The sequence below is a fragment of the Phaeobacter italicus genome (assembly GCF_001258055.1).
In the GTDB taxonomy this organism is placed as follows: Bacteria; Pseudomonadota; Alphaproteobacteria; order Rhodobacterales; family Rhodobacteraceae; genus Phaeobacter; species Phaeobacter italicus.
Genome location: NZ_CVRM01000022.1, coordinates 123,764 through 145,892, shown reverse-complemented (window position 1 = coordinate 145,892; position 22,129 = coordinate 123,764). Strand labels below are relative to the sequence as shown.

At 58.4% G+C, this 22,129-nt stretch carries 21 protein-coding genes, 1 tRNA gene and 1 riboswitch; of the genes, 7 read left to right on the top strand and 15 right to left on the bottom strand.

Annotation, left to right across the window (positions count from 1 at the left end):
• The first annotated feature begins 54 nt into the window (after positions 1 to 54).
• Entirely contained in the window at positions 55 to 1,410 is a 1,356-nt protein-coding gene (gene hemN / locus NIT7645_RS09315) for an oxygen-independent coproporphyrinogen III oxidase (protein WP_050686825.1), read from the top strand.
• 199 nt (positions 1,411 to 1,609) lie between these two features.
• Entirely contained in the window at positions 1,610 to 3,160 is a 1,551-nt protein-coding gene (locus NIT7645_RS09310) for a cryptochrome/photolyase family protein (protein ID WP_050686823.1), read from the top strand.
• Here the strand turns inward: NIT7645_RS09310 and NIT7645_RS09305 are convergent, their stop codons facing one another.
• The 5 genes from NIT7645_RS09305 to NIT7645_RS09290 form a co-directional block, all read right to left on the bottom strand.
• Entirely contained in the window at positions 3,161 to 4,360 is a 1,200-nt protein-coding gene (locus NIT7645_RS09305) for an FAD-binding domain-containing protein (protein ID WP_050686821.1), read from the bottom strand.
• Complete coding sequence (locus NIT7645_RS19260) at positions 4,360 to 4,497, bottom strand: DUF2256 domain-containing protein (protein ID WP_008560759.1); 138 nt, start codon at positions 4,495 to 4,497, stop codon at positions 4,360 to 4,362. Before NIT7645_RS19260 ends, NIT7645_RS09305 begins: the two co-directional genes overlap by 1 nt.
• Before the next feature lie 25 nt (positions 4,498 to 4,522).
• Entirely contained in the window at positions 4,523 to 5,044 is a 522-nt protein-coding gene (locus tag NIT7645_RS09300) for a glutathione peroxidase (RefSeq protein ID WP_050686811.1), read from the bottom strand.
• Between the two features lie 127 nt (positions 5,045 to 5,171).
• Entirely contained in the window at positions 5,172 to 6,248 is a 1,077-nt protein-coding gene (locus NIT7645_RS09295) for an FAD-binding oxidoreductase (RefSeq protein WP_008560746.1), read from the bottom strand.
• Positions 6,249 to 6,252: 4 nt separating this feature from the next.
• Positions 6,253 to 7,479 (bottom strand): aromatic ring-hydroxylating oxygenase subunit alpha, encoded by a 1,227-nt coding sequence (locus tag NIT7645_RS09290; RefSeq protein WP_050674050.1) that lies wholly within the window; start codon positions 7,477 to 7,479, stop codon positions 6,253 to 6,255.
• A 117-nt stretch (positions 7,480 to 7,596) separates the two neighbouring features.
• Positions 7,597 to 7,804: riboswitch (cobalamin riboswitch) on the bottom strand.
• 283 nt (positions 7,805 to 8,087) lie between these two features.
• Between NIT7645_RS09290 and NIT7645_RS09285 the strand changes: the two genes are divergently transcribed.
• The 5 genes from NIT7645_RS09285 to NIT7645_RS09265 all read left to right on the top strand — a co-directional run bounded on the left by NIT7645_RS09285 (position 8,088) and on the right by NIT7645_RS09265 (position 15,663).
• Positions 8,088 to 8,582, top strand: a complete 495-nt coding sequence (locus NIT7645_RS09285) for a hypothetical protein (protein ID WP_050686809.1) — start codon at positions 8,088 to 8,090, stop codon at positions 8,580 to 8,582.
• 181 nt (positions 8,583 to 8,763) lie between these two features.
• The gene (gene katG / locus NIT7645_RS09280; protein WP_050686797.1) at positions 8,764 to 10,944 is read left to right on the top strand and encodes a catalase/peroxidase HPI; all 2,181 of its coding nucleotides are present in this window, start codon (positions 8,764 to 8,766) and stop codon (positions 10,942 to 10,944) included.
• 265 nt (positions 10,945 to 11,209) lie between these two features.
• Positions 11,210 to 12,634 carry a cytochrome ubiquinol oxidase subunit I gene (locus tag NIT7645_RS09275; RefSeq protein ID WP_050686796.1) on the top strand — a complete coding sequence of 475 codons (1,425 nt, stop codon included), beginning with the start codon at positions 11,210 to 11,212 and terminating at the stop codon, positions 12,632 to 12,634.
• 6 nt (positions 12,635 to 12,640) lie between these two features.
• Positions 12,641 to 13,651, top strand: a complete 1,011-nt coding sequence (locus NIT7645_RS09270) for a cytochrome d ubiquinol oxidase subunit II (protein WP_008559668.1) — start codon at positions 12,641 to 12,643, stop codon at positions 13,649 to 13,651.
• A 128-nt stretch (positions 13,652 to 13,779) separates the two neighbouring features.
• The gene (locus NIT7645_RS09265) at positions 13,780 to 15,663 is read left to right on the top strand and encodes a methyl-accepting chemotaxis protein (protein ID WP_050686794.1); all 1,884 of its coding nucleotides are present in this window, start codon (positions 13,780 to 13,782) and stop codon (positions 15,661 to 15,663) included.
• A gap of 65 nt (positions 15,664 to 15,728) precedes the next feature.
• Here NIT7645_RS09265 and NIT7645_RS09260 read toward each other — a convergent pair whose 3' ends face one another.
• The 10 genes from NIT7645_RS09260 to NIT7645_RS09215 form a co-directional block, all read right to left on the bottom strand.
• Entirely contained in the window at positions 15,729 to 17,135 is a 1,407-nt protein-coding gene (locus tag NIT7645_RS09260) for an alkaline phosphatase D family protein (protein WP_242656125.1), read from the bottom strand.
• A 199-nt stretch (positions 17,136 to 17,334) separates the two neighbouring features.
• Positions 17,335 to 17,409, bottom strand: a tRNA-Phe gene (locus NIT7645_RS09255).
• 81 nt (positions 17,410 to 17,490) lie between these two features.
• The gene (locus tag NIT7645_RS09250) at positions 17,491 to 17,673 is read right to left on the bottom strand and encodes a DNA gyrase inhibitor YacG (protein WP_008561858.1); all 183 of its coding nucleotides are present in this window, start codon (positions 17,671 to 17,673) and stop codon (positions 17,491 to 17,493) included.
• Entirely contained in the window at positions 17,670 to 18,692 is a 1,023-nt protein-coding gene (locus NIT7645_RS09245; RefSeq protein WP_050686790.1) for a ribonuclease E/G, read from the bottom strand. Before NIT7645_RS09245 ends, NIT7645_RS09250 begins: the two co-directional genes overlap by 4 nt.
• Positions 18,689 to 19,270 (bottom strand): Maf family protein, encoded by a 582-nt coding sequence (locus NIT7645_RS09240; RefSeq protein ID WP_050686788.1) that lies wholly within the window; start codon positions 19,268 to 19,270, stop codon positions 18,689 to 18,691. Before NIT7645_RS09240 ends, NIT7645_RS09245 begins: the two co-directional genes overlap by 4 nt.
• 178 nt (positions 19,271 to 19,448) lie before the next feature.
• A complete protein-coding gene (infA, locus tag NIT7645_RS09235) occupies positions 19,449 to 19,667 on the bottom strand; it encodes a translation initiation factor IF-1 (RefSeq protein ID WP_005978431.1) in 219 nt (72 codons plus the stop codon).
• Positions 19,668 to 19,751: 84 nt separating this feature from the next.
• The gene (locus NIT7645_RS09230; protein ID WP_050686786.1) at positions 19,752 to 20,630 is read right to left on the bottom strand and encodes a carbon-nitrogen hydrolase family protein; all 879 of its coding nucleotides are present in this window, start codon (positions 20,628 to 20,630) and stop codon (positions 19,752 to 19,754) included.
• A gap of 58 nt (positions 20,631 to 20,688) precedes the next feature.
• A complete protein-coding gene (locus NIT7645_RS09225) occupies positions 20,689 to 21,279 on the bottom strand; it encodes a GNAT family N-acetyltransferase (protein WP_050686784.1) in 591 nt (196 codons plus the stop codon).
• Positions 21,279 to 21,674, bottom strand: a complete 396-nt coding sequence (locus tag NIT7645_RS09220) for a ketosteroid isomerase-related protein (protein ID WP_050686782.1) — start codon at positions 21,672 to 21,674, stop codon at positions 21,279 to 21,281. The genes NIT7645_RS09225 and NIT7645_RS09220 overlap by 1 nt, the downstream gene beginning before the upstream one ends.
• The gene (locus tag NIT7645_RS09215) at positions 21,671 to 22,129 is read right to left on the bottom strand and encodes an arsenate-mycothiol transferase ArsC (RefSeq protein WP_008560536.1); all 459 of its coding nucleotides are present in this window, start codon (positions 22,127 to 22,129) and stop codon (positions 21,671 to 21,673) included. Before NIT7645_RS09215 ends, NIT7645_RS09220 begins: the two co-directional genes overlap by 4 nt.

Here is a 22,129-nt window from a genome sequence, read left to right as displayed (position 1 = left end):
AGGATTTGATTTGGCGCAAAGTCGCCGCGGCCGGAATCATTCATATCTGCCCGCATGCAACAGATCGAACGCCTTCGCGCGCTGGGACTTTTTGACAGCCGCGTGCCCCGCTACACCTCCTATCCGACTGCACCGGTCTTCAGCGCTGCGACAGGCAATGCGTTTCAAGCCCGCGCGCTTGCCTCGCTGGATCCGGCCGTGCCTGTCTCCGTCTACATCCACATTCCGTTCTGTGAGCGGCTTTGCTGGTTCTGTGCCTGCCGGACACAAGGCACGCAGACCCTCAACCCGGTCGAGAATTACATCGCGACAGTTGAACAGGAACTGGCCCTTCTGGCTGAAACCGTGCCAGCAGGTCTGCGCATGGGGCGGCTGCACTGGGGCGGCGGAACACCAACGATCCTGCCCCCTGCCCTGATCCATCGCCTCGCAAAGGCGGTCAAGGCGGCTATTCCTCCCGCTGATAACTGGGAATTTTCGGTGGAAATCGATCCGACCCTTGTTGATCGCGACAAGATCGCGGCGCTGTCAGCGGAGGGGATGAACCGGGCCAGCATTGGCATTCAGGATTTCGACCCAGAGGTTCAAGCCGCCATCGGACGCACCCAACCCTACGAGGTGACGGCCGCCTGTGTTGCAGATCTGCGCGCCGCTGGCATCCGGTCTCTCAATACCGATCTGGTCTATGGCCTGCCCCATCAGGACGCGGCACGCATTGCTGATACAGTGGACAAGGTGCTGAGCCTGCGGCCCGACCGTGTGGCGCTGTTTGGCTATGCGCATGTGCCCTGGGTGGCCAAGCGTCAGAAACTGATCGACGAAGCCGCTCTGCCAGGGGACGAAGAGCGTTTTGCACTGGCCGAAATCGCCGCCGATGGGTTTCGCTCGGCCGGGTTTTCTCCAATCGGGATTGACCATTTTGCACTGCCCGGAGACGGCTTGGAAAAGGCGCTGCAGACCGGTCACCTGCGCCGCAACTTTCAGGGCTACACCGACGATCATTGCCCGACTTTGATTGGGGTCGGCGCCTCGTCGATCTCGCGGTTCGCCGATGGTTATGTGCAAAACGCCCCGGCAACCGCAGCCTATTTGCAGCGGGTCGAAGCAGGTGAATTCTCAGGAACCCGCGGTCACGAACTGACCCAGATGGACCGCCTGCGCGGACGGGCTATCGAAATGCTGATGTGTGATTTCGTGCTGGACCGAAAGGAACTCGCCAGCCGGTTCGGCGCTCTTGCCGCACAACTCAATAGTGACATCGCCGAGGTCGCCGAGACCTATGGTGATCTGGTCACGCTGGACGAAGACAGCCTGTGCATTCTCCCTGCCGGGCGGCCGTTGACGCGGATCATTGCCAGCGTGTTTGATGCCCACAAACCTGACGGTGTTCGTTATAGCCAGGCCTCCTGACGCGCTCAGGGCCCAGCCAGACTGACAGGATGTGACGGCATCTGGCCGCTGCTGGAAGAGGAGCCAGCGGCGGCCCTTTTGCATTTTAGACCCTAAACCAGTGATTTTCGCACAGGTGACACGCTCCTGTTGCCTCCCAATCTTGCAGTCCTACCTCCCACCAGCAGGAGAGACAGAAACAAGAGCGATCCGCATAGATATGAGCGACCAGACACCTTCACAGGCCTCCCCCGGCAATATCATCCTCATTCTGGGCGATCAGCTTTCGCCAGACCTGCCCTCTCTGAAACAGGGGAATCCTGAACGGGATCGTGTCTTGATGGCCGAAGTTGCGGATGAGGCCTGTTACGTCCCGCACCACAAGAAAAAGCTCGCCTTTGTCTTTGCCGCAATGCGCCATTTCGCAGACGAGCTACGCGAGAATGGCTGGTCCGTCACCTATGTGCGGTTGGATGACAGCGACAACAGCGGGAGCCTGCCAACGGAACTTGACCGGATGCTGAGCGAGACACCGGACTGTTCGGTTCTGATGACAGAACCCGCCGAGTACAGACTACGGACTGCGCTCACATCGTGGGCAGAGCAGCGCGAGATTGATCTGACCCTCCTGGAAGATAGCCGCTTCATCGCGACCCACGCCGAATTCCAGGATTGGGCAAAGGGCCGCAAGCAATTGCGGATGGAATATTTCTATCGCGAGATGCGGCGCAAGACCGGGTTGCTGATGCAGGGAGACGAACCCGAAGGCGGGCAGTGGAACTTTGACGCCGAGAACCGAAAGCCCGCGCAGGATGACATGTTCATGCCAGGCCCCTTCGAGGTTGAACCCGACGCCATCACCAAAGAGGTCCTTGCGCTTGTCGCCGATCGCTTTTCTGAAAACTTCGGCACGCTGGAACCGTTTTGGTTTGCAACAACCCGGGCTGATGCGCTCCGGGCGCTGGATCACTTCGTTGATCGCGCTTTGGCCAGCTTTGGTGACTACCAGGACGCCATGTTGGAAGGACGCCCCTTTCTCTACCATTCCGTCCTTGCCCAATACATCAACGCGGGCCTTCTGAATCCGTTGGAAGTCTGCAGGCGGGTGGAGCGTGCCTATTATGACGGCGACGCACCACTGAACGCGGTGGAGGGCTACATCCGGCAGATCATCGGCTGGCGCGAATACGTCCGCGGGATCTATTGGCTCAGAATGCCGGACTATACGAAGCAGAACTTTCTTGATGCCTCGCGGGAGCTGCCGGATTTCTATTGGACCGGCGAGACGGACATGGCCTGCATGGCTGCAGCCATCGGCCAAACCCGAGACGAAGCCTATGCCCATCATATCCAGAGATTGATGGTGACTGGTAATTTCGCGATGCTGGCGGGTGTTGATCCGCATCAGGTCCACGAATGGTATCTGGCAGTGTATGCAGACGCCTATGAATGGGTCGAAGCGCCGAATGTCATCGGCATGAGCCAGTTCGCCGACGGTGGCTTGCTGGGATCAAAGCCTTACGCAGCGAGCGGGAATTACATCAACAAGATGTCAAACCACTGCGCAACCTGTGCCTATGACGTCAAGAAAAAGACAGGCCCAAAGGCCTGCCCCTTCAATTCGCTGTACTGGGATTTTCTTCACCGCAACAAGGAAAAGCTGCGGGGCAATCCGCGTCTGGGGCAACCCTATAGCACTTGGGGCCGGATGTCGGACGACCGGCAACAAGAGTACCTGGACAGCGCCGCAACCTTCCTGAAGCGGCTCTAATCAAGGGATTTTCAACTGCTCCAGCAGCTGGGGTATCTTTTTCTTCAAGGCAAAGAACCCCTTTGACGCATGCGGCCAGATCACCGCGTCATAGGCCCGTTGAACGAAATGCAACGTAATCCCTTCCCGTGAAAGGGCCTGCCGCAGGTTGGCCAGACGATCTGCGTTGGGCCCGACGGGTGCAAACGACGTCACGACATCTCGCACCCCCAGCGATTGCGCGCGTGAGACGATGTCATGTTCTGAACTGAGCGAGTGGCTCTGATCGTCAGCCCAGCGCAACGCAGCGTCGCTCAATGCGGCGTTCCGGAACGACTGTGCAACCGGTCCAGTCGCCAGAGGAGAGCCTCTTTCCGCCGCTCCCAGGACCAATGTGTCAGCAGGCGGAGACGACAGAGAGGCCGCAAATTCCAGATCATCCTCTGTCAACAAAAGGAGAAAGGGCGAAGCAGGCAGCGGATCGCCCACTGACAACCCGGTCAAGCGAGGGTGTTCGCATCCCTCTTCCAATGCCGGTGCCTCCTCGCTCAATTGTCCTGCTGGATTGAAACGACCATCCGTAAACTTGGCAATGTTGTCCGCCCGCGCGATATAGGTTTTGCCCTTGGTATGCAGCCCACCCACCCAACGCCAGCTAAGCGTGTTTGACGCGGGATCGCCGTCCATCAAGTGGCGCAGAAAGAAATCCGCCCCCAGCTGCCAAGGCAGACGCAGGGTGAAAATCCAAATGGAGGCAAACCACATTCGCGCATGATTGTGCATGTATCCCGTCTCAACCAGCTCGCGCGCCCAATGGTCAAAACAGTCGATACCGGTTCGCCCCTCAACTGCATCCCGGTAGTCGGCAGAGCTGCAATGATGGTCAATCAGGTCCGGCAATGCCTCATGATAGGTGCTCCACACTGTGGGGTGGTGCTGTAGCCATCCCTTGAAGTAGCCACGCCAGAAAACCTCCTGGACGAATTTTTCGCTGTTCTGCAGCGGCCATGAAGACAGCACCTGCTGCAGGATCTCATGCTCGGTGATCAGCCTGTGCCGAACCCAGGGCGACAGGCAAGAAACGGCCGAGGCGTGACGGCCATCATAGTTGCGCAGACGCGCGTAGGTCTGCGCTGCGTGGGGCAGAAAATCCTGAAGGCGCTGCAGACCAGCCGCGCGTGTCGGCTGCCACGTAAAGGCGTTTTGGTGCTCTCCATCCATCACGAGGCCCTCCGGCAGCGTTGCGAGCAGTAGCGTACGTCATTCCAGACCTTCTCCCATTTCTTGCGCCAGCTGAACGGCCGACCACAGGTCGCGCAGATCTTCTGCGGCAGATCGGACTTTCGTTTCATCTTCATCCTAGAGCCTCCTGCCCAAGCGGTTTCAGTTCAGGAACGCATCAATGCGATCGGTGATCTTGGGGGACATGGGCGCGACGCGGGATCCAAAGGTGGCTGCCACCTCTCCGTTTGGATCGATCAGGACCTTGTTGAAATTCCAGCGCGGCACAAACCCCGTTTCGGCCTTAAGCGACGCATAAAACGGGTGCGCGCCTGCGCCTCGCACCTTGGTGATCGAGGTCATTGGATGATCCAGACCAAACTGGACCTCACAAAACGCCTTCACCTCTGCCTCTGTCGCGAGCTCTTGGTTGAAGTCATCCGAGGGGACAGACACCACCACCAACCCTTGGTCTCGGTAGCGATCATAAAGCGCCTGCAGATCCGCGTATTGCCGCGTGAAGGCACATTGCGATGCAGTGTTCACAACAAGGATGGGCCGCCCTGCCCAATCATCCAGCCGCAATTCACCGCCGTCGATTGAAAGAAATGGCGCCGACAGATCGACGGCCTGTACCGGGATGCCAAAGACGGCAAACACCACTGCATAGATGAACTGACGCATATGACCTCGCACGTTTTATTTTGGTACGCACGTAGGCCGGGAACAGATCAATGACGCCGATGGGTAAAGAAAAGGCCGGGGAAAACCCCGGCCAGTAAGAGTGTACGAAAATCGGTAAATTGGCTGGTCACACCTCGACTTCGACCTTGCCGATCGGATGAGAGCAGCAGGCGAGGATATAGCCGTCCGCAACGTCGTCATCCGAAATCCCGCCATTGTGGACCATATGCACCTCGCCGGAGGTTTTGCGCACTTTACACGTGCCGCAGACACCAAAGGTACAGCCCGACGGGATATTGAGCCCTGCCGCCTTGGCCGCCGCCAGAACGGTGTCCGTCTCAGCGCATTTGTGGCTGATGCCGGATTGGGCAAAATGGATTTCAGAGGTGCTGTCTTCTTCAAGAACGACATCATCCAACTCGGGCAGATCGCTCTCGCTTTCGACTGGCGCGTGAAAGCTCTCCTGGTGATAGCGGTCCATATCAAAGCCAAGCCCGGCCAATGCCTCGCGGACCGCCTGCATGAACGGCTCCGGTCCGCAACAATAGACCTCACGCTCCAAATAATCCGGTGCCATCAGACCCAGCATCAGCTGGTTAAACATGCCCTGGTAACCTGTCCACGGGCGGTAGGGATCCGGTTCTTCGACAACAAACTTCAGATCAAGCCCCGGCGTGCGGCTGGCCATATTTTCCAGTCTCTGCCGAAACAGGATTTCGGACGGGCGTTTTGCGCAGTTGATAAAGACGACATCGAGGGCCTGCCCCTCATCCCACATACAGGTGGTCATCGACATCATCGGCGTTATGCCGGACCCCGCAGAGATGAAGAGGTATTTGTTCGCCGTGCTGTCAGCATTGGTGAACAATCCCGCCGGCCCAAAGGCTCGCAGCCGCGAGCCCGGCTTTAGGTTGTCAAGCATCCAGCGGGTGCCGATGCTGTCAGCCTGCGCTTTAGCCGTGATGGTGATCGAACGCGGCCGCGACGGCGATGAAGAGATCGTATAGGTCCGATGCACCGTCCCGCTTTCCGCCGGGATTTCTAGCGTCAGGAACTGCCCCGGTTTGTAGTCGAACAACGCGCCAGACGGGGCGCAGAATGTGAACGACGCCGTATTTGGCATTTCCGGAACGATAGAGACACATTCCAGCATCTCACTGTCCTGCCAGACCGCAGCCCGAGCCGGTTGGGAAATTGCGTTCATGGGTTCACTCCGCCGCCATAGGTGTCTGGCCAACAGAGGCCCCGAGGGTGTCGCAGTACCAGTCCACGAATTGGATCACCCCGCTTTCCTGCGTGGGAGAGTACGGCCCCGGCTGATAAGCGGGCGAATTGATACCATGCTGATTGTCTTCCACGACTCGGCGGTCCTCGTCATTGGTGGCGACCCAAACCTCGGTGAGGCGCTTGAGATCGTAGTCCACGCCTTCAACGGCATCCTTGTTCACAAGCCATTTGGTGGTGACTTCGGTTTCCGTTGGGCTGATCGGTGTCACCCGGAACACAATGGAGTGGTCAGCAAGGAAATGGTTCCAGGTGGTCGGATAGTGGAACTTCAGCAGCGTACCGGCATCCGCAAACGGGGCCCGGCCCAGCCAACGCGACACTGCGGACTTGCCATCGAGGGTATAGCTTTCGGCCCCTTCGTTCAGCGGCATCCGCGCCAGACGATATTGACCATCTCCATGCAGATAGAAGGCCGAAGGAAGACCAGCGGCTTCACAACGATCGAAGTGCGCTTGCAGTTTTGCCGGTGTTTCGCCCCCCTCGATGCCTGTGACAGACGGGTCATCCGGGAAGGTACGGCAGAGGGAGGGGTGGTTGCCGCCACAGTGATAGCACTCGCGGTTGTTTTCCCACACGAGCTTCCAGTTGCCGTTTTCAATGATGGAGCTTTCAAACGCGACCTTGGCATTTGCCAGATCATGCGGCTCCAGGTAGGGGCGCGCGATATTGGCAAAGGTGTCAAAGTCCGGAGCCTCATCTGCGAGGCAGATGTAAACCAAGCCCGCGAGTTCGCGACAATGCACCGTTTTCAGCCCATGATCCGCCGGGACAAAATCCGGCCCCATGTCACGCGCCCACAAAAGCGAGCCATCAAGTTCATAGGTCCACTGGTGGTAGGGGCAAACGAGTTTGGGAGAGTTACCCTTGGCTGCCGTGCACAAGACCGATCCGCGATGGCGGCAGGTGTTGTGGAAGGCTCGGATCACATTGTCTGACCCACGCACAATCACCACGCCGTATGCGCCAACCTTGTGAGTGACATAGCTGCCGGGCTTTTCCAGTTCGCAGGCGGGAATGGCAAACAGCCACTGGCGATAATGGATCGCCTCAAGATCAGCAGCAAAAACTGCCGGATCGCTATAGAACGCCTGCTCCAAGGCATGACCGGGGCGACGGCGGGCCAACAATTCCCGGATAAATTCACTCATTCTGGCTCTCCTGCCGCACAGGCGGCGATGCTGGAGCGGGCACAGGGCATGGGGCAACCATCGGGTGCCGCCAGAGAGAGGAGCCACACCCGTTCGATCGCCCACACCGCCACCCGCGGTTTGACGTAGTGCAGGGCTGGTTTCCGGACTTCGAAGGGGCATGGCCAAGCTGCGACGCCTTCCCGGGAACCTCTTTTCCCAGTGGCCTGAATTTGTCGCAGTGCGTCCTTCGCTACCGTTGCGGGGGCAGTGCCGGGCTTTGACCGGCTTCCCAATTATCCGAACCTGCAACCACAGATCCGGCACCTTGCGCCGCCAGCATTAGAAGATTCCCCAAGCGGTGAATTTCAGTTTGCGACACCTGCAGCGCTGGAAAAGACCTCTTAAAAATAGGGTTTGGCAGGCCATTTCGCGAATTCACCAATAGGTGTCGCTATTCGTCAACGCTCTGTTTTTTGTATGCTTTGGTGTGCTGGAAACGCTCTGGCAAACTGTCAAGTGAGCAAATCCAGCCGCTTTTCCCACCAAGGTTTGTTTGCCCGTGCCACACCCGGCGCGGTAGCCTCTGACAGCATTTCATATGACGTATTGAGTTGAGGAAGTTTCCGATGTTTCACACCTCGCGCGCCCACCGGTTGGCTCTCGCATTCCCATTGATCATTGTGGCAACCAGCAGCAACGCTGGCGACTTTTGCGAAAGGGACCGCAGCACATTGTTCACCTGCACCTTCAAGGGCGCTCAAAAGAGTGTTGAGGTCTGCGATGCTACCTGGCTCGCCGGGGATATGGCGACCTACGGTTTTCTTGGCGCCACCGGGACTGTCGAAAAGGAAATCGTCACCGACAAGGCGTCGCTGAGCTATATGCCGTGGAACGGCATTGGCAACTACATCAGTGAATCCGTCACCTTTTTCACAGATGACGGATACGGGTACGAAGTGTTCTGGACAGCCGAACGTGGCGAGGGTTCAACGGAAGATGGCGGCATCAACGTCCTGAAGGACGGCGCGGTCATCGCATCCCTGCAATGTGATACAGGCAGTGTCCGCCAGGATCTTGCCGCCCTGATCGACATGATCGACACCGCGCAACTTTCCCCGTGAGGGAAGAACCGTCTCAGTCGCGCGCGCACTCCCGGATTTATGATAACTTTATCCTATCAAAACTTTTAGAAGACAGAATTGGGATTTATGCAATCCCGGTGCTACTTCAGTGTCATTACCAGGCGTCACCGTCCCCGCACGGGCCGCGCGCAAAGAACACACTAAAGTGGGAGATGATTTCATGGACGGAAACAAGATCGGAGCCTCTGGCGGTTGCCCCGTGATGCACGGCAGCGCAACAGATGCCTCTAACACACCCACCAAATGGTGGCCCAACGCGCTGAATATCGACATTCTCCATCAACACGGCGCCCGCACCAATCCGATGGACGCGGACTATAACCACCGCGAGGCCGTGAAGGCATTGGATTTTGACGCGGTGAAGGCTGATGTCAAAGCCCTGATGACAGAGAGCCAGGACTGGTGGCCCGCAGATTGGGGGCACTACGGTGGCCTGATGATCCGCCTTGCCTGGCATTCTGCCGGGTCCTACCGCATGCAAGACGGCCGTGGCGGCGCCGGATCCGGCAATATCCGCTTTGCGCCTCTCAACTCCTGGCCAGACAACGCCAGCCTCGACAAGGCCCGTCGCCTGCTTTGGCCGGTCAAAAAGAAATACGGCAACGCGCTGTCCTGGGCCGATCTGATCATCCTTGCGGGCAACATGGCCTATGAATCGATGGGCCTGAAGACATTTGGCTTTGGCTTTGGTCGTGAAGACATCTGGGGCCCGGAAAAAGATGTCTATTGGGGATCTGAAGGCGAATGGCTTGCCCCCTCCGAGAACCGTTATGGTGATCTCGAAGACGCATCCACTCTCGAAAATCCGCTTTCGGCAGTCCACATGGGCCTGATCTATGTGAACCCAGAAGGCGTGAACGGTCAGCCCGATCCCGCACGAACCGCGCAGCATGTACGCGAAACCTTTGCCCGTATGGCCATGAACGACGAGGAAACCGCGGCCTTGACCTGCGGTGGCCATACGGTCGGAAAGGCGCACGGCGGGGGCGGTGCTCATGATGAAATCGGCGTAGAGCCAGAAAGCGCCGGGATCGAGGCACAAGGGTTTGGCTGGGCCAATCCCGGTCATGCTGGCAAGGCCAGCAACGCCTTCACCTCTGGCATCGAAGGCGCCTGGACAGCGAACCCGACCCAATGGGACATGGGTTACTTTGACTATCTGTTCAATTACGAGTGGGAGCTAACCAAATCCCCGGCAGGCGCCAACCAGTGGAAGCCCGTGAACATGCCGGAAGAGGCGAAACCCGTCGATGCTTCTGATCCGTCGGTTCGTCGCGAACCCATGATGACGGACGCCGACATGGCGATGAAGGTTGATCCAATCTACAATGAAATCTGCCAGAAGTTCATGGCGGACCCCGAGTATTTCGCCGACACCTTTGCCCGCGCATGGTTCAAGCTGACCCACCGCGACATGGGGCCGAAAGCGAATTACCTGGGACCGGATGTTCCGGCGGAGGATTTGATCTGGCAGGATCCTATCCCGGCAGGCAGCACCAGCTACGACGTCGAGGCAGTGAAAGCCAAGATCGCGGCAACGGGTCTGAGCAATGCAGAGATGATCGCCACCGCTTGGGACAGTGCCCGTACCTTCCGTGGGTCGGACAAACGCGGCGGCGCGAATGGCGCCCGCATTCGTCTGGCACCGCAACGCGACTGGGACGCAAACGAACCAGAGCGGCTGAACAAGGTGCTGGCAGCGCTGGTGCCCATCGCAGCAGAAACCGGCGCATCCATTGCAGACGTGATCGTTCTTGCCGGAAACCTGGGTGTAGAAGCCACCGCAAAGGCGGCAGGGTTTGACATCTCCGTTCCATTCAGCGCGGGGCGCGGCGACGCAACTGCGGAACAGACCGACGAAGAGAGCTTTGACGTGCTGGAGCCGCTGGCCGATGGGTTCCGGAACTATCAGAAGACCGAATATGCCGTGAAACCCGAAGATATGATGCTGGATCGCGCCCAGCTTCTTGGTTTGACCGCCCAGGAAATGACGGTCCTTCTAGGAGGTTTGCGTGTCGTCGGTGCCAATCATGGCGGCAATTCGCACGGTGTGTTCACCGATCGCGTGGGACAGCTGACCAATGACTTCTTCGTCAACCTGACGGATATGGCAAATTCTTGGCACCCGGTCGAAGGCGGCACTTATGAAATCCGCGATCGCGCGAGCGGAGCCGTGAAGTGGACAGCAACAAGCGCCGATCTGGTGTTTGGCTCCAACTCTATCCTGCGCGCCTACGCAGAGGTCTACGCACAGGATGACAACCAAGAGAAGTTCGCACGCGACTTCGCTGCCGCATGGGCAAAGGTCATGAACAACGACCGCTTTGACCTGCAGGCGTGACAGGCGCGAAATAAGAAACCAGATCAAGGGCGCCAAACCGGCGCCCTTTTTCATGTCGGCCCCGTTCGACTGGCGCGCTTTCCGATCGCCTTGCTGCCAAGATCCTGCGTCAATCTGCGCAGTGACATCGGGGCCAATGCCGCCGCGCGAATTGCCGCAAGACCCTTAACCCGGCGGCGTCCCGGCATAGATCCTGACCAAACAGATCCTGTTTTCGCCAGGCTGCAAGTCGGCAGAGCGAAGACGCTGACGCAAGGTGTTACACATGGAAGCACTCGACACATTGATCCTGAGCCGTATCCAGTTTGCGGCCAATATCTCGTTCCACATCCTGTTCCCGACGATCACCATCGCACTGGGCTGGGTGCTGTTGTTCTTTCGCATCCGCTTCACTCAGACGGGAGATGACAAATGGATGGCGGCCTATCGGTTCTGGGTAAAGATCTTTGCCCTCAGCTTTGCGATGGGGGTGGTTTCCGGGATCACCATGTCGTTCCAGTTCGGCACAAACTGGCCTGGTTTCATGGAAACCGTCGGCAATATTGCGGGGCCTCTTCTGGCCTATGAGGTGCTGACAGCGTTCTTTCTGGAGGCCGTTTTTGTCGGCATCATGCTGTTTGGCTTTTCGCGGGTCCCACGCTGGCTGCACACGCTGGCAACGGGGTTGGTTGCCTTTGGCACGACTGTTTCGGCCTTTTGGATCATCGTTCTGAATTCCTGGATGCATACCCCTCAGGGATTTGAAATGATTGACGGCGTTGCCCATGCCACAAGCTGGTGGGAGATCATCTTTAACCCCTCCATGCCCTATCGCTTTGCCCATATGCTGATGGCCAGCTTCCTGACCGTTGGCTTCCTTATCGCAGGGGTATCTGCATTCCGATGGGTTCTGGGAGATCGCTCTCGCGAGGTGCGCAGCATGCTCAAGACGGGGGTGCTGATTGGAGCAGTCCTGATCCCGCTGCAGATCCTCGCTGGCGACAAACACGGGCTGAACACGCTTGAATACCAACCCGCTAAGGTCGCCGCGATGGAAGGCAACTGGGACACCCAGCCCAATGTCCCGCTGCTGCTGTTTGCCCTGCCGGACGAAGAAACACGCGAGAACCGTTTCGAGATCGGCATTCCAAATGTCGCCTCGCTTATCCTCACCCATTCCTTTGACGGAGAGGTGCCCGGTCTCAACGACTTTGTTGCAGAGGATGGAACCGCCCTGCACCCACCTGTGCTGCCAGTGTTCTGGTCGTTCAGGGTTATGGTTGGCACCGGTGTTGCCATGCTTCTTTTGTCGTGGAGCGCGGTCTGGTTCATGTGGCGTCGTCGCAACCGGCACCAAGGTCGCAGCAACGCTCACAGGCTCGCTGTTGAAGGGCTGCCAAAGGTGCTGGTGTGGGCGATGGTCCCGATGGCGTTTTCTGGCTGGGTCGCCACCCTTGCGGGGTGGTACACCACCGAAATCGGGCGACAGCCCTGGCTGGTGCAAGGTGTCATGACCACTGAAATGGCCGTGGCCGATGTGCCCTCTCCGATGGTTTTGGGCACGTTGCTAACATACCTGGCGGTCTACGCTGCACTGTTGTCGGCCTATATCGGCGTCATCATCTACATGGCCCGCAAAGCCGCCGCCGGCGAGCCGCAAACACCAAACACACCATTTGCCAATGACAACGTCATGACGGCTGCGGAGTAACCACAAATGCCTGACTTCTCAAACCCGGCAGACTGGCTGCCATGGGCGTTTGCCTCTCTCATGGGGCTGTCCATCCTGATCTACGTCGTCCTTGACGGATTCGACCTTGGGGTTGGCCTGCTCTTTCCGATGGCAGACCGAATTGAACAGGACCGCATGATTGGTTCAATCGGCCCGTTCTGGGACGCCAACGAAACCTGGCTGGTGCTGGCGGTGGGGCTCTTGCTCGTTGCCTTTCCCACTGCGCACGGTGTCATTTTGTCGACACTCTACCTGCCAGTGTTTGTCATGCTGATCGGCCTCATACTGCGCGGGGTTGCTTTTGAGTTCCGCGCAAAAGCGCGAGATCATCACAAGGCATTGTGGAACCGGCTGTTTTTTGTTGGCTCATTGATGACCGCCCTCTCGCAGGGCTTCATGCTGGGGCTCTACATCATGGGTCTGGAAAAGACCTTGGCGACCTATGCCTTTGCCTGTCTGACAGCCGTTTCTCTCGCTGTTGGCTACAGCTTCATCGGCTCTACCTGGCTGATCCACAAAACAGAAGGCGCGCTGCAATTGAAGGCGGTGACATGGGCGCGACGCAGCCTCTGGGGCGCCGTGATCGGGGTTTTTGCCGTCTCCGCGGCGACGCCGCTGGTCAGTGACCGGATCTTTGGCAAGTGGTTTGCCTTTCCCGAAATCCTCTGGCTCGCCCCTCTGCCACTCTTGTCCGTGTCGGTTCTGGTCCTTCTGTGGCGCCTGCTGCAACGGATGCCGATGCAGGATGACCGCCAGAACTGGCTGCCGTTTCTGATGTCGACCGCATTGTTCGTCATGGCCTACCTGGGGCTGGCCTACAGCTTTTATCCGTATGTCGTGCCAGAGAAGCTGACGATCTATGCCGCAGCGGCGGCGCCGGAAAGCCTATGGATCATTCTGGTTGGCGCATTGTGCGTGGTGCCAGTGATCATCGCCTATTCCGTGATGGCCTATTTCATCTTCCGCGGCAAAGCGACGGACCTAAGGTACGAATGAAACACCGACGGCTGTGGAAAATATGCACGTGAAATGCTTCTTTCTCGGTCATTTTCCCATGCCCCTAAGTAATCCTTAGCCATTTTACGCGATCGTCCCGAAAACCAGTAACCAGGGACAAATGCAAAATGCCAAACTTTCTGTTCAGATTGCCAGCCAGGATCTATGCGATGTCAGGGCTGGCAGTTGTTCTAGCCGTTGCACTGACGTTCATGCTGCTGTCTCAATCGGTGCAGAACGCCTATGATACGCGCGAGAAAAAGCTGCAGGAATTTGTCGAACTCGCCACGGGCCAGCTGTCTGTACTGCAGGCGCAGGTCGAACAGGGTTCGCTCACTCTTGATGAGGCCAAATCCCTTGGCCGTGAGCGGCTCAACACCATGCGCTACGGTACGGCAGGCTATTACTTTGCCATGGACCTCGATTATATCATGCAGGTTCTGCCGACAAAGCCTGAACTGATCGGCGCCTACCGTCGTGATATCGAGGATGTGAACGGCTTCCGTCTTTATGAGGAAATGGGAAACATCGCGCGCACAACAGGCGACGGTTCCTTGATGTATCATTTCCACAAGCCCGGCACCGATGAGATCGAAGCAAAGATGAGCTATGTCGATCTGTTTGAGCCTTGGGGCTGGATCGTCGGAACTGGCGCCTATGTCTCTGACATTGACGCAGATCTTGCGTCCATGCGGATGCAGGCCCTTGTCATTCTGGCAGTCAGCCTTGGGGTTCTTTTGCTTGCTGCCACAGCAATCACCCGCGGTATCACAGGGCCGGTGAACCGGCTCAAGGCCCGGATGGCGGAACTTGCTGATGGCGATACCGATGGCGATATTCCAGCCACTGACAGCAAGAGCGAGATCGGGGATATGGCCCGCAAGGTTGAGATCTTCCGCGAGTCGCTGATCCGCCAGCAGATGCTGGAGCGCGAACAGCAAACCCGCGAGGCAGAGCAGCTGGAAGTGGTCGAAACACTCAGCAAGCACCTTTCGATGCTTTCGCAGGGCGACCTCAGCACGCAGATCACCCGTACCTTCCCCGACGGCTACGAGGGATTGCGAAAGGACTTCAACACATCCGTTGAGAACCTCAATGCAACGGTTTCTCAGGTCGTCTCGTCCGCCGCAAGCATCCGAAACGGCGCGTCGGAGATCAATCAATCCTCCAGCGATCTGTCCAGCCGGACCGAAAGCCAGGCAGCCACCCTTGAAGAAACCGCCGCCGCGCTGGAAGAACTCACTGCAAGCGTGAAATCCGCCGCTGATGGTGCGCGCAGCGCCGAACAGGTGACCCGCGAAGCCCGCGACGAGGCAGAACAAAGCGGCGAGGTCGTTCAAAGTGCCGTAACTGCCATGACCGAAATCGAGAGTTCTTCTGAGAAGATCTCTCAGATCATCGGTGTGATCGACGATATCGCGTTCCAAACCAACCTTTTGGCCCTGAACGCAGGCGTCGAGGCCGCCCGCGCAGGCGAAGCTGGTCGTGGCTTTGCGGTTGTGGCGAGCGAAGTTCGCGGTCTGGCACAACGCTCCTCTGACGCGGCGCTTGAGATCAAGACATTGATCGAAGACAGCTCAAGGCAGGTTGAAAGCGGCGTGCATCTGGTCGGACGTGCCGGAGATGCGCTGACCTCCATCGTTGGGCGGGTCAACCATATCTCGAAGCTGGTCACCGACATCGCAGAAAGCGCCGCGGAGCAATCGACTGGTCTTGGCGAAATCAACACTGGCGTGGTGCAGCTTGATCAGGTGACGCAACAGAACGCGGCAATGGTCGAACAGTCAAACGCCGCGGCTCAACTGCTTGACAACGATGCAGCCAAACTGGCCCAACTGGTGGAACATTTCTCCATCAAGGGCGGGAACGTCACGCCAATGCGCCAACGCGCAGCTGCACCGCCGCCAGCCGCAAACCCCACACCGACAAGCCATGGCGATGACTGGGATGTTCCGCCCCCAACCAAGGCTGCAGTCAACACCAGTGCAGCAGGACTTTGGGAAGATTTCTGACCTGAACAGGGCCCGGTCTCATAAGATCGGGCCTGATCCGTTCCTGGCCTGCTAAACGCGGCATCTTACACGGGCAACGGGGCTGTCTGGCCGGACTGCTCCAGGTCCCAGATTGCGCCCCACTCACCGTCGACCCGGCGAAGCGTCAGGGTGTTGCGCTCTGCCACGTAACGCCTTCTCTGACCCGGCAGGCGCTGCATCCGGATCGGCGCACCGCTCAGCGGGCTGTCCCCCAAGACGGCAAGCCAGCCCAGAACCCGCGCCCAGGCATTCGGAGGCGCGCGATGTGCAACACCCGAAGCGATCAGCTGATGCAGGACACGCCCCTGCCCCAAAGGCATGGTGCCGCGTGCCGCCAGATGGATCTCTCCCGACACGATGGTGATATCGGTTTGCCCCAGCTCTGAGATACCGCGCAGCAGGTCCAGCATCCGACGCCATTCGCTCCGGTGCGCTCTGCTTTGCCATTGATCCCGGAGATCATCCTCGTATTTCTGCATCTGCGGAATTGCTACCATCACGGCCTCCAGAATGGACAACCGTGGCCCCAACAGGGGCACCGACGACACCACGATCAGCCGTCGCGTTGGCGTTGCATTCAGCAGGTCGTCCATCATCTCCCAGCCAATGCGTCCCATAACCTGCCTGCGTGTTCGCTCAGAGCGCAGATCAGGCGCCACGATCCTCAGATCCGGCAGGTCAATCCTCCAGCTCAGGCTCAACCCTTCCGGGTCATGAAACCGCCCCGGCAGATCCCCGTCCACACAGGCATGTTGAAACAAAAGAGCGGCCTCACGCGCCACGTCAAAAAGGGTCTGGCCGATCGGAGAATAGGTCCTTGATCTGCGCAGCGACCCCCACCCGTCACAAATGTCGTGGTCGTCCCATTGGCACAGGGATGGCACCGTCGCGGCAAGCGCCAGCATGTCAGGACAGCCGAGAAAGAATGAGACATAGCGCTCAAAGAACCCCCGTCTCAAATGCGCCCGCAGATCCTCAAGGCCCTCGCGGGAGGGATCTTTGGGCAGGTGGTCTGGCCAGTCCTCGCTCAGCGGGTGGCCCTGTGTGACCTCATCTGCATAGATCTGGTCTCCCCCATGCAGCAAGAGATGAAATGGGCGTACCTTATGCTCTCGCAACAGGCGGGCCCACATGACATTTCGCTCTTCCGGATCACGGTCAAGATCTCCGTGTTCCTCTCCATTGCAGGACGCGAATGCGATATTCAGATTGCCACCAAACGCTCCGGCCAGCTCATATGTCGTTCCCAGTGCACTGTAGCGGATCGTGCTTCTGGCCTCCCCCCGAAACCTCGCCCGCATCACCCGCCAGCCCGCTTCGCAAGCCAGTTCCCGAAAGGGATGCGCCGCCCCATCATCGCAAATCAAAGGCGCAAGATCACCATCGTCGCGCGTCAAAACAAGAGCGCTGAGCCAGACCTGACCGTCGCGAATGTCGTCAAGAAAAAGCACTGGACCCAAAACACCAACGCCCACTGACCCGCCGTTCAAGTCACCCAAGCTACCACTATCTCCCCCTGCCCGCTGCACATGCCCCCCGATCTGCCAGAACCCGGCGATTGCCCACCGCTGTGATCAGACATAGGGGCAAAAACAAAAAATGCAGCAAGCCAATCGGCGCTGCATCACATTTTTTTCACTCTAGGTAAAATGGTGCCCGGGGGCGGAATCGAACCACCGACACGAGGATTTTCAATCCACTGCTCTACCCCTGAGCTACCCGGGCACGGGAAGGCTGTTTGCCTTGGGTGAGGGCCTTCTATGACGTGGGGGTGGCGGTGTCCAGAGGCTTTTTCAAAGAAATTCGCTAATGTTTGGTTTCTTGCGCTTTTTCTGCTTCTTCCAGAGCGATTTCAATGTCTTCGGGGTCGGTGCTGGGGGTGGCATAAGCGCCATTCAGCCATTTTGCGAGATCAACATCAGCGCAGCGGCGAGAACAGAAGGGGCGGTATTCCCTTCTGGTTTCTTCTCCACAGATCGGGCAGCTCATGACAGCACCTCAGACAAGGGAACCCGGCCCCGTTTGCGCTGCAATTCAAAGTGACCAAGGTTGGTCCAGCCAACCAACGTGGTCTCTTCGCTGTCGGTGCGGAAACTGGCGCGCAGTGCGGATTCGAAGGCGCGGCGATCCTTTTTCGGCATCGGAGCAAGATCGATCACGATCTGGCCCCCCAGCCCCCGCAGCCGCAGCGCACGGGCCAGCCCCTTGGCGCAGGCCATGTTTGCCTTGGTGCCCGCAGCGAGAGAAGTATCCGAACCGGTGTTAACGTCGACAGCCACCAGGGCACGGGTCGGCTCGATAAACAGGAACGCCCCGCCGCTCAGCGGCTCGCGAATCGTCTTCACCTGATCAAGCGTCTCCAGAACACCGTGGTGTTCAAAGCCGCCCGGTTTCCGTTCCACATCTGCAGGATCGGTCCAATCGCGCCACGCCAGCAGATGCGGAGTATCGCCTTCTGCCAGGACTTCGGGGCCTGAACCTTCGTCGTGCAGCACCTGATCCGCAAGCGCGAGCATCGCGAGAATGTCTTCCTCGATATCTTCTGCGTCGGCACCGTCACAGGCTGAACGCAGGATGAGCCCGTAGCTGCTATCGCCCATTGTGCCGTGGGCGATTTCCAGGAGCCGATCACGTTCGTCTTCGTCGCGGATCGAGCGGGAAATATTGAGCCCCGGCGCCTCTGGTGTGACAATCGCATAGCGACTTTTGAAGAGGAGCTTTTGCGTCACGGGCAGCGCCTTGCCCGTATCGGCGTAGCCTGTCAGCTGGACCAGAAGCTCCTGACCGGGCGCCAGACCCTTGACCTGACGCAAAAAGGCGGGGCCGTCCGGTGTGGTGAGAAACATGCCCCCCTGCCCTTTTACCGGACGATCCGCCTTGGCGCGATAGATCGTGCCGGGAGTTGGCGCATCGCTGTCGATCAGGAAATCCTCAAGAACCCCATCAACAACGAGTGCGGCGGCTTCCCGGCCTTCAATATGGTCGAGAATGATCGTACGGCCCTTCATGCGGCAGTCTCCTTGTTCTGTGTCCAGCCTGCTGCGCGCAGCAATGTGGCGGTTTCGGCCAGCGGCAGGCCAACAATTCCGGTGAAAGATCCGTTGATCCACGGAATCAGCGCCCCGGCAGGCCCCTGAATGGCATAGGCCCCTGCCTTGCCCTGCCAATCGCCAGTCGCGAGATAGGCATTGAGTTCTTCATCCGACAGCCGCTTCATTTTAACAGCGCTGACAACGTCACGGGTCCAGAGGCGATCACCGCGCCGCACCGCAACAGACGTAATCACCTGATGACGGCGCCCAGACAGGGCAAGCAGAAACTCTGCCGCCTCACCAGCGTCCGCGGGTTTACCCATGATGCGGCGCCCCAGGGCGACGGTGGTATCCGCGCAAAGCACCAGATCATCCAGCTCTGCGGCGATTGCTTCGGCCTTTTCCCGCGCAATCCGGGCACAGTACAGGCGCGGCTGCTCACCCCTCTTTGGGGTTTCGTCGATGTCCGGTGGACACACCGCATCCGGGGCAATTCCCAGCTGAGCCAGCAATTCCAGCCGACGGGGGCTGCCAGATCCCAGAATGAATGCCATTTCCGTCCCTCTCGGTCATATGGTGTTTTCTGCAAGCGTCTCAGGCACAGCGCAGGTCTGGCCTGTCTTACTGGCTCTTCCGGATCTGGGGAAGCCCAACACCGCCAGAGGCAACAGATGCGCAAAACAAAAGCCCGGCGGGATGGCCGGGCTTTGATCGTATGAAGGATCTCTTTGCTTACTTGAAGCGGTAGTTGATCCGTCCCTTGGTCAGATCGTAGGGTGTCATCTCGACCTGAACCTTGTCGCCAGCCAGAACGCGGATGCGGTTTTTGCGCATCTTGCCTGCCGTGTGTGCGATGATCTCATGGCCGTTTTCCAGCTCGACCCGAAACGTCGCATTGGGCAGGAGTTCCTTCACGACACCGGGAAATTCGAGCGTATCTTCCTTGGCCATGTTATCTCCATAATGATGGTTTCCCGCGAGTCTGCGGGACGTGGGCTTAAATGAGCGCTTTTTCCCTGATTTTCAAGGGCGCAATCACCGCATGGGACATATTGTGACGGTTTTCCCCGGTTCGGGGCGTTCTTGCCAATGGCTCCGGTTGCGAACGATGCCATCCCGACGCACATGGGCAATGGCCTCAAGGTCCACATCAGCATAGGTCCAGCCCGGTTCGTTCAGCTGTCCTTCAGCCAGCACACCGGTCGCCGGAAAGCCCGTGTCCGGAGGACCAAAGATGCCCCCCATGCCGGTATTCTGGTCAACTGCCTCTGACCATTCCGCTGGGCCAACGATAGAGGACATGACGGAAACGCACTGGTTTTCAAGCGCGCGCGCCATGGCTCCGATACGCACCCGCCAATATCCAGCAAGCGCCTCCGTACAGGAGGGGACAAGCAGGATATCGACATCGGCCAATGCTCGGCCCAGCAGCGGGAATTCACTGTCATAACAGATCAGGATGCCGATTTTTCCCAATTCAGTATCAAACACTTTGAGCGGACATCCCCCTGTCACATCCCAGGGGTCGCGCTCGAACATCGTCATGATCTGTTTGTCCTGAAAGCCCTTCTGCCCATTCGGGGCATAAAGTGTTGCGCGGTTAACAGGACGGGTGCCACCGTCAAAAACCGGTGCAGATGCACCGAGGATGTGAACGCCAAACTCAGCCGCCAGCTTCAGATGAAGTGCATCCACATCCGGCATGCGGCGGGAAACCGCGTGCAGGGACTGTTCCAGATCCCCGGCGACGTCAGCCCCGTCCAATGTCGACAGCTCCATCGCGGCATATTCCGGGAACACCAACAGGTTCGCGCCGTTGTCTGCCGCATCCTTCACCCAGCGTGTGATTTTCGCCTCATAGGCGGACCAGTCATCGAACCAATCAAGAGGGTAGGCTGCAGCAGCGACTTTCATCAAAGAATCCTATGCGTTGAGTGCGGGCAAATATGACAATCGGGTCGCAAACCTTGGCTTAGGTCAAGTTCCGTGACCAAAACTGCAGAGGCTTGCGGGTTTCTTCCGTATCCCCGACGTCGCGCCAGGAAAAACTGGCCACCACGCCCGGCATGGGCTGATACCCGCGCTTGCGCCAGAAATCATGCAGATCGCGGTAATTCTGCGGTTTGGCCGGATGGTCGTCAGGGCGCTGGACGCTACAGAATGCGGACACGGCAAAATCCAGTTCCTTCGCGTGGGCCTCGCGCAGATCGAAGAACCAATGTCCAAGCCCCTGCCCGCGATACTGGGGCAGCAGAACCGATTCAGCGCAATAAAACACGTCCTCCAACGCGAGACCTGCACCTTTGAACGCAGAAGCAAAATCCTCGGCATGATCGGCAAGGGGGGCCCCTGTCGAGGCACCAACCAGCTCATCGCCATCAAAAGCACCAACCACCACAGAGCGTTCGCTCTCCAGATAACTTTGCAGATAGCTCCGTTCATAGCTCAGGTCGCCATCGTAAAGATAAGGCCAGTCCCGGAACACGGCGATGCGCAGACGCGCAACATCATCAATCGCCCTAGCCAGGTCTTCGCCCCGCAGAACATCCAGCCGCAGCCCCATCAGGCAGAAACCTGCGCCGTCCAATCCGCGAGATTGTAATAGGTTGTCACCCGCGTGATCTTGCCATCCTCCAGGTCAAAGAACGACCCAGCCGGCAAACGGTACGTCTGCTTGCGCGCCTCTGGCAGGCCTGCATCGGTTTCAAGATAGACGCCATTCACGATGTATTCGGCAGCGGCACGGGTGCCCTCTTCGTTGGCGAAGATCACCATATCGGTGAGGTTCTCATCGTAGCAGCGGCTCATGTGCGCGCAAAACTCTGCGAACAGCGCCTTGCCGACACGGATTTTGCCCTCGTTCACGTGGTGAGCCACATCATCGGACAGGCAGGCCAGCATGGCATCAGTATCTTTTGCGTTGAACGCCTCAAAGTAGCGAGTAATCGTGCTGTTCATTTTGTCTCCAACGGGTTTCCCCAGCGCTCTGTCAGGCGCTGGATGATCTGGGATCGGGTTTGCCTGTAGCTGTCTAGCTTGGCTTCACGGGTTTCCCCCAGTCCAGTTGGGTCCATAATTGGCCAATATTCGACATCGAGATGAAAAAAACGGGTCAGTTCCAGCGCTCGACGCTGACTGGCAGGGGACAGCGCCACCACCAGATCAAAGGACGACAGATCGTCCCCCCATTGTTCCATCTCGTCAAACGACCGCGAACGATGACGTGACAGCTCCACACCAATCTCTTGGCAGACCGCGATGCAAAAGCCGTCGATCTCCATGTCGTTCTTGACGCCGACGGACTGCACATAGGTGCCTGAGCCGTAGAATTGTTTCATGATCCCCTCTGCCATAGGGGACCGGACCGCGTTGTGGTCACAGCAGAACAGGATCGACTGCGGCAACTCGCTCAC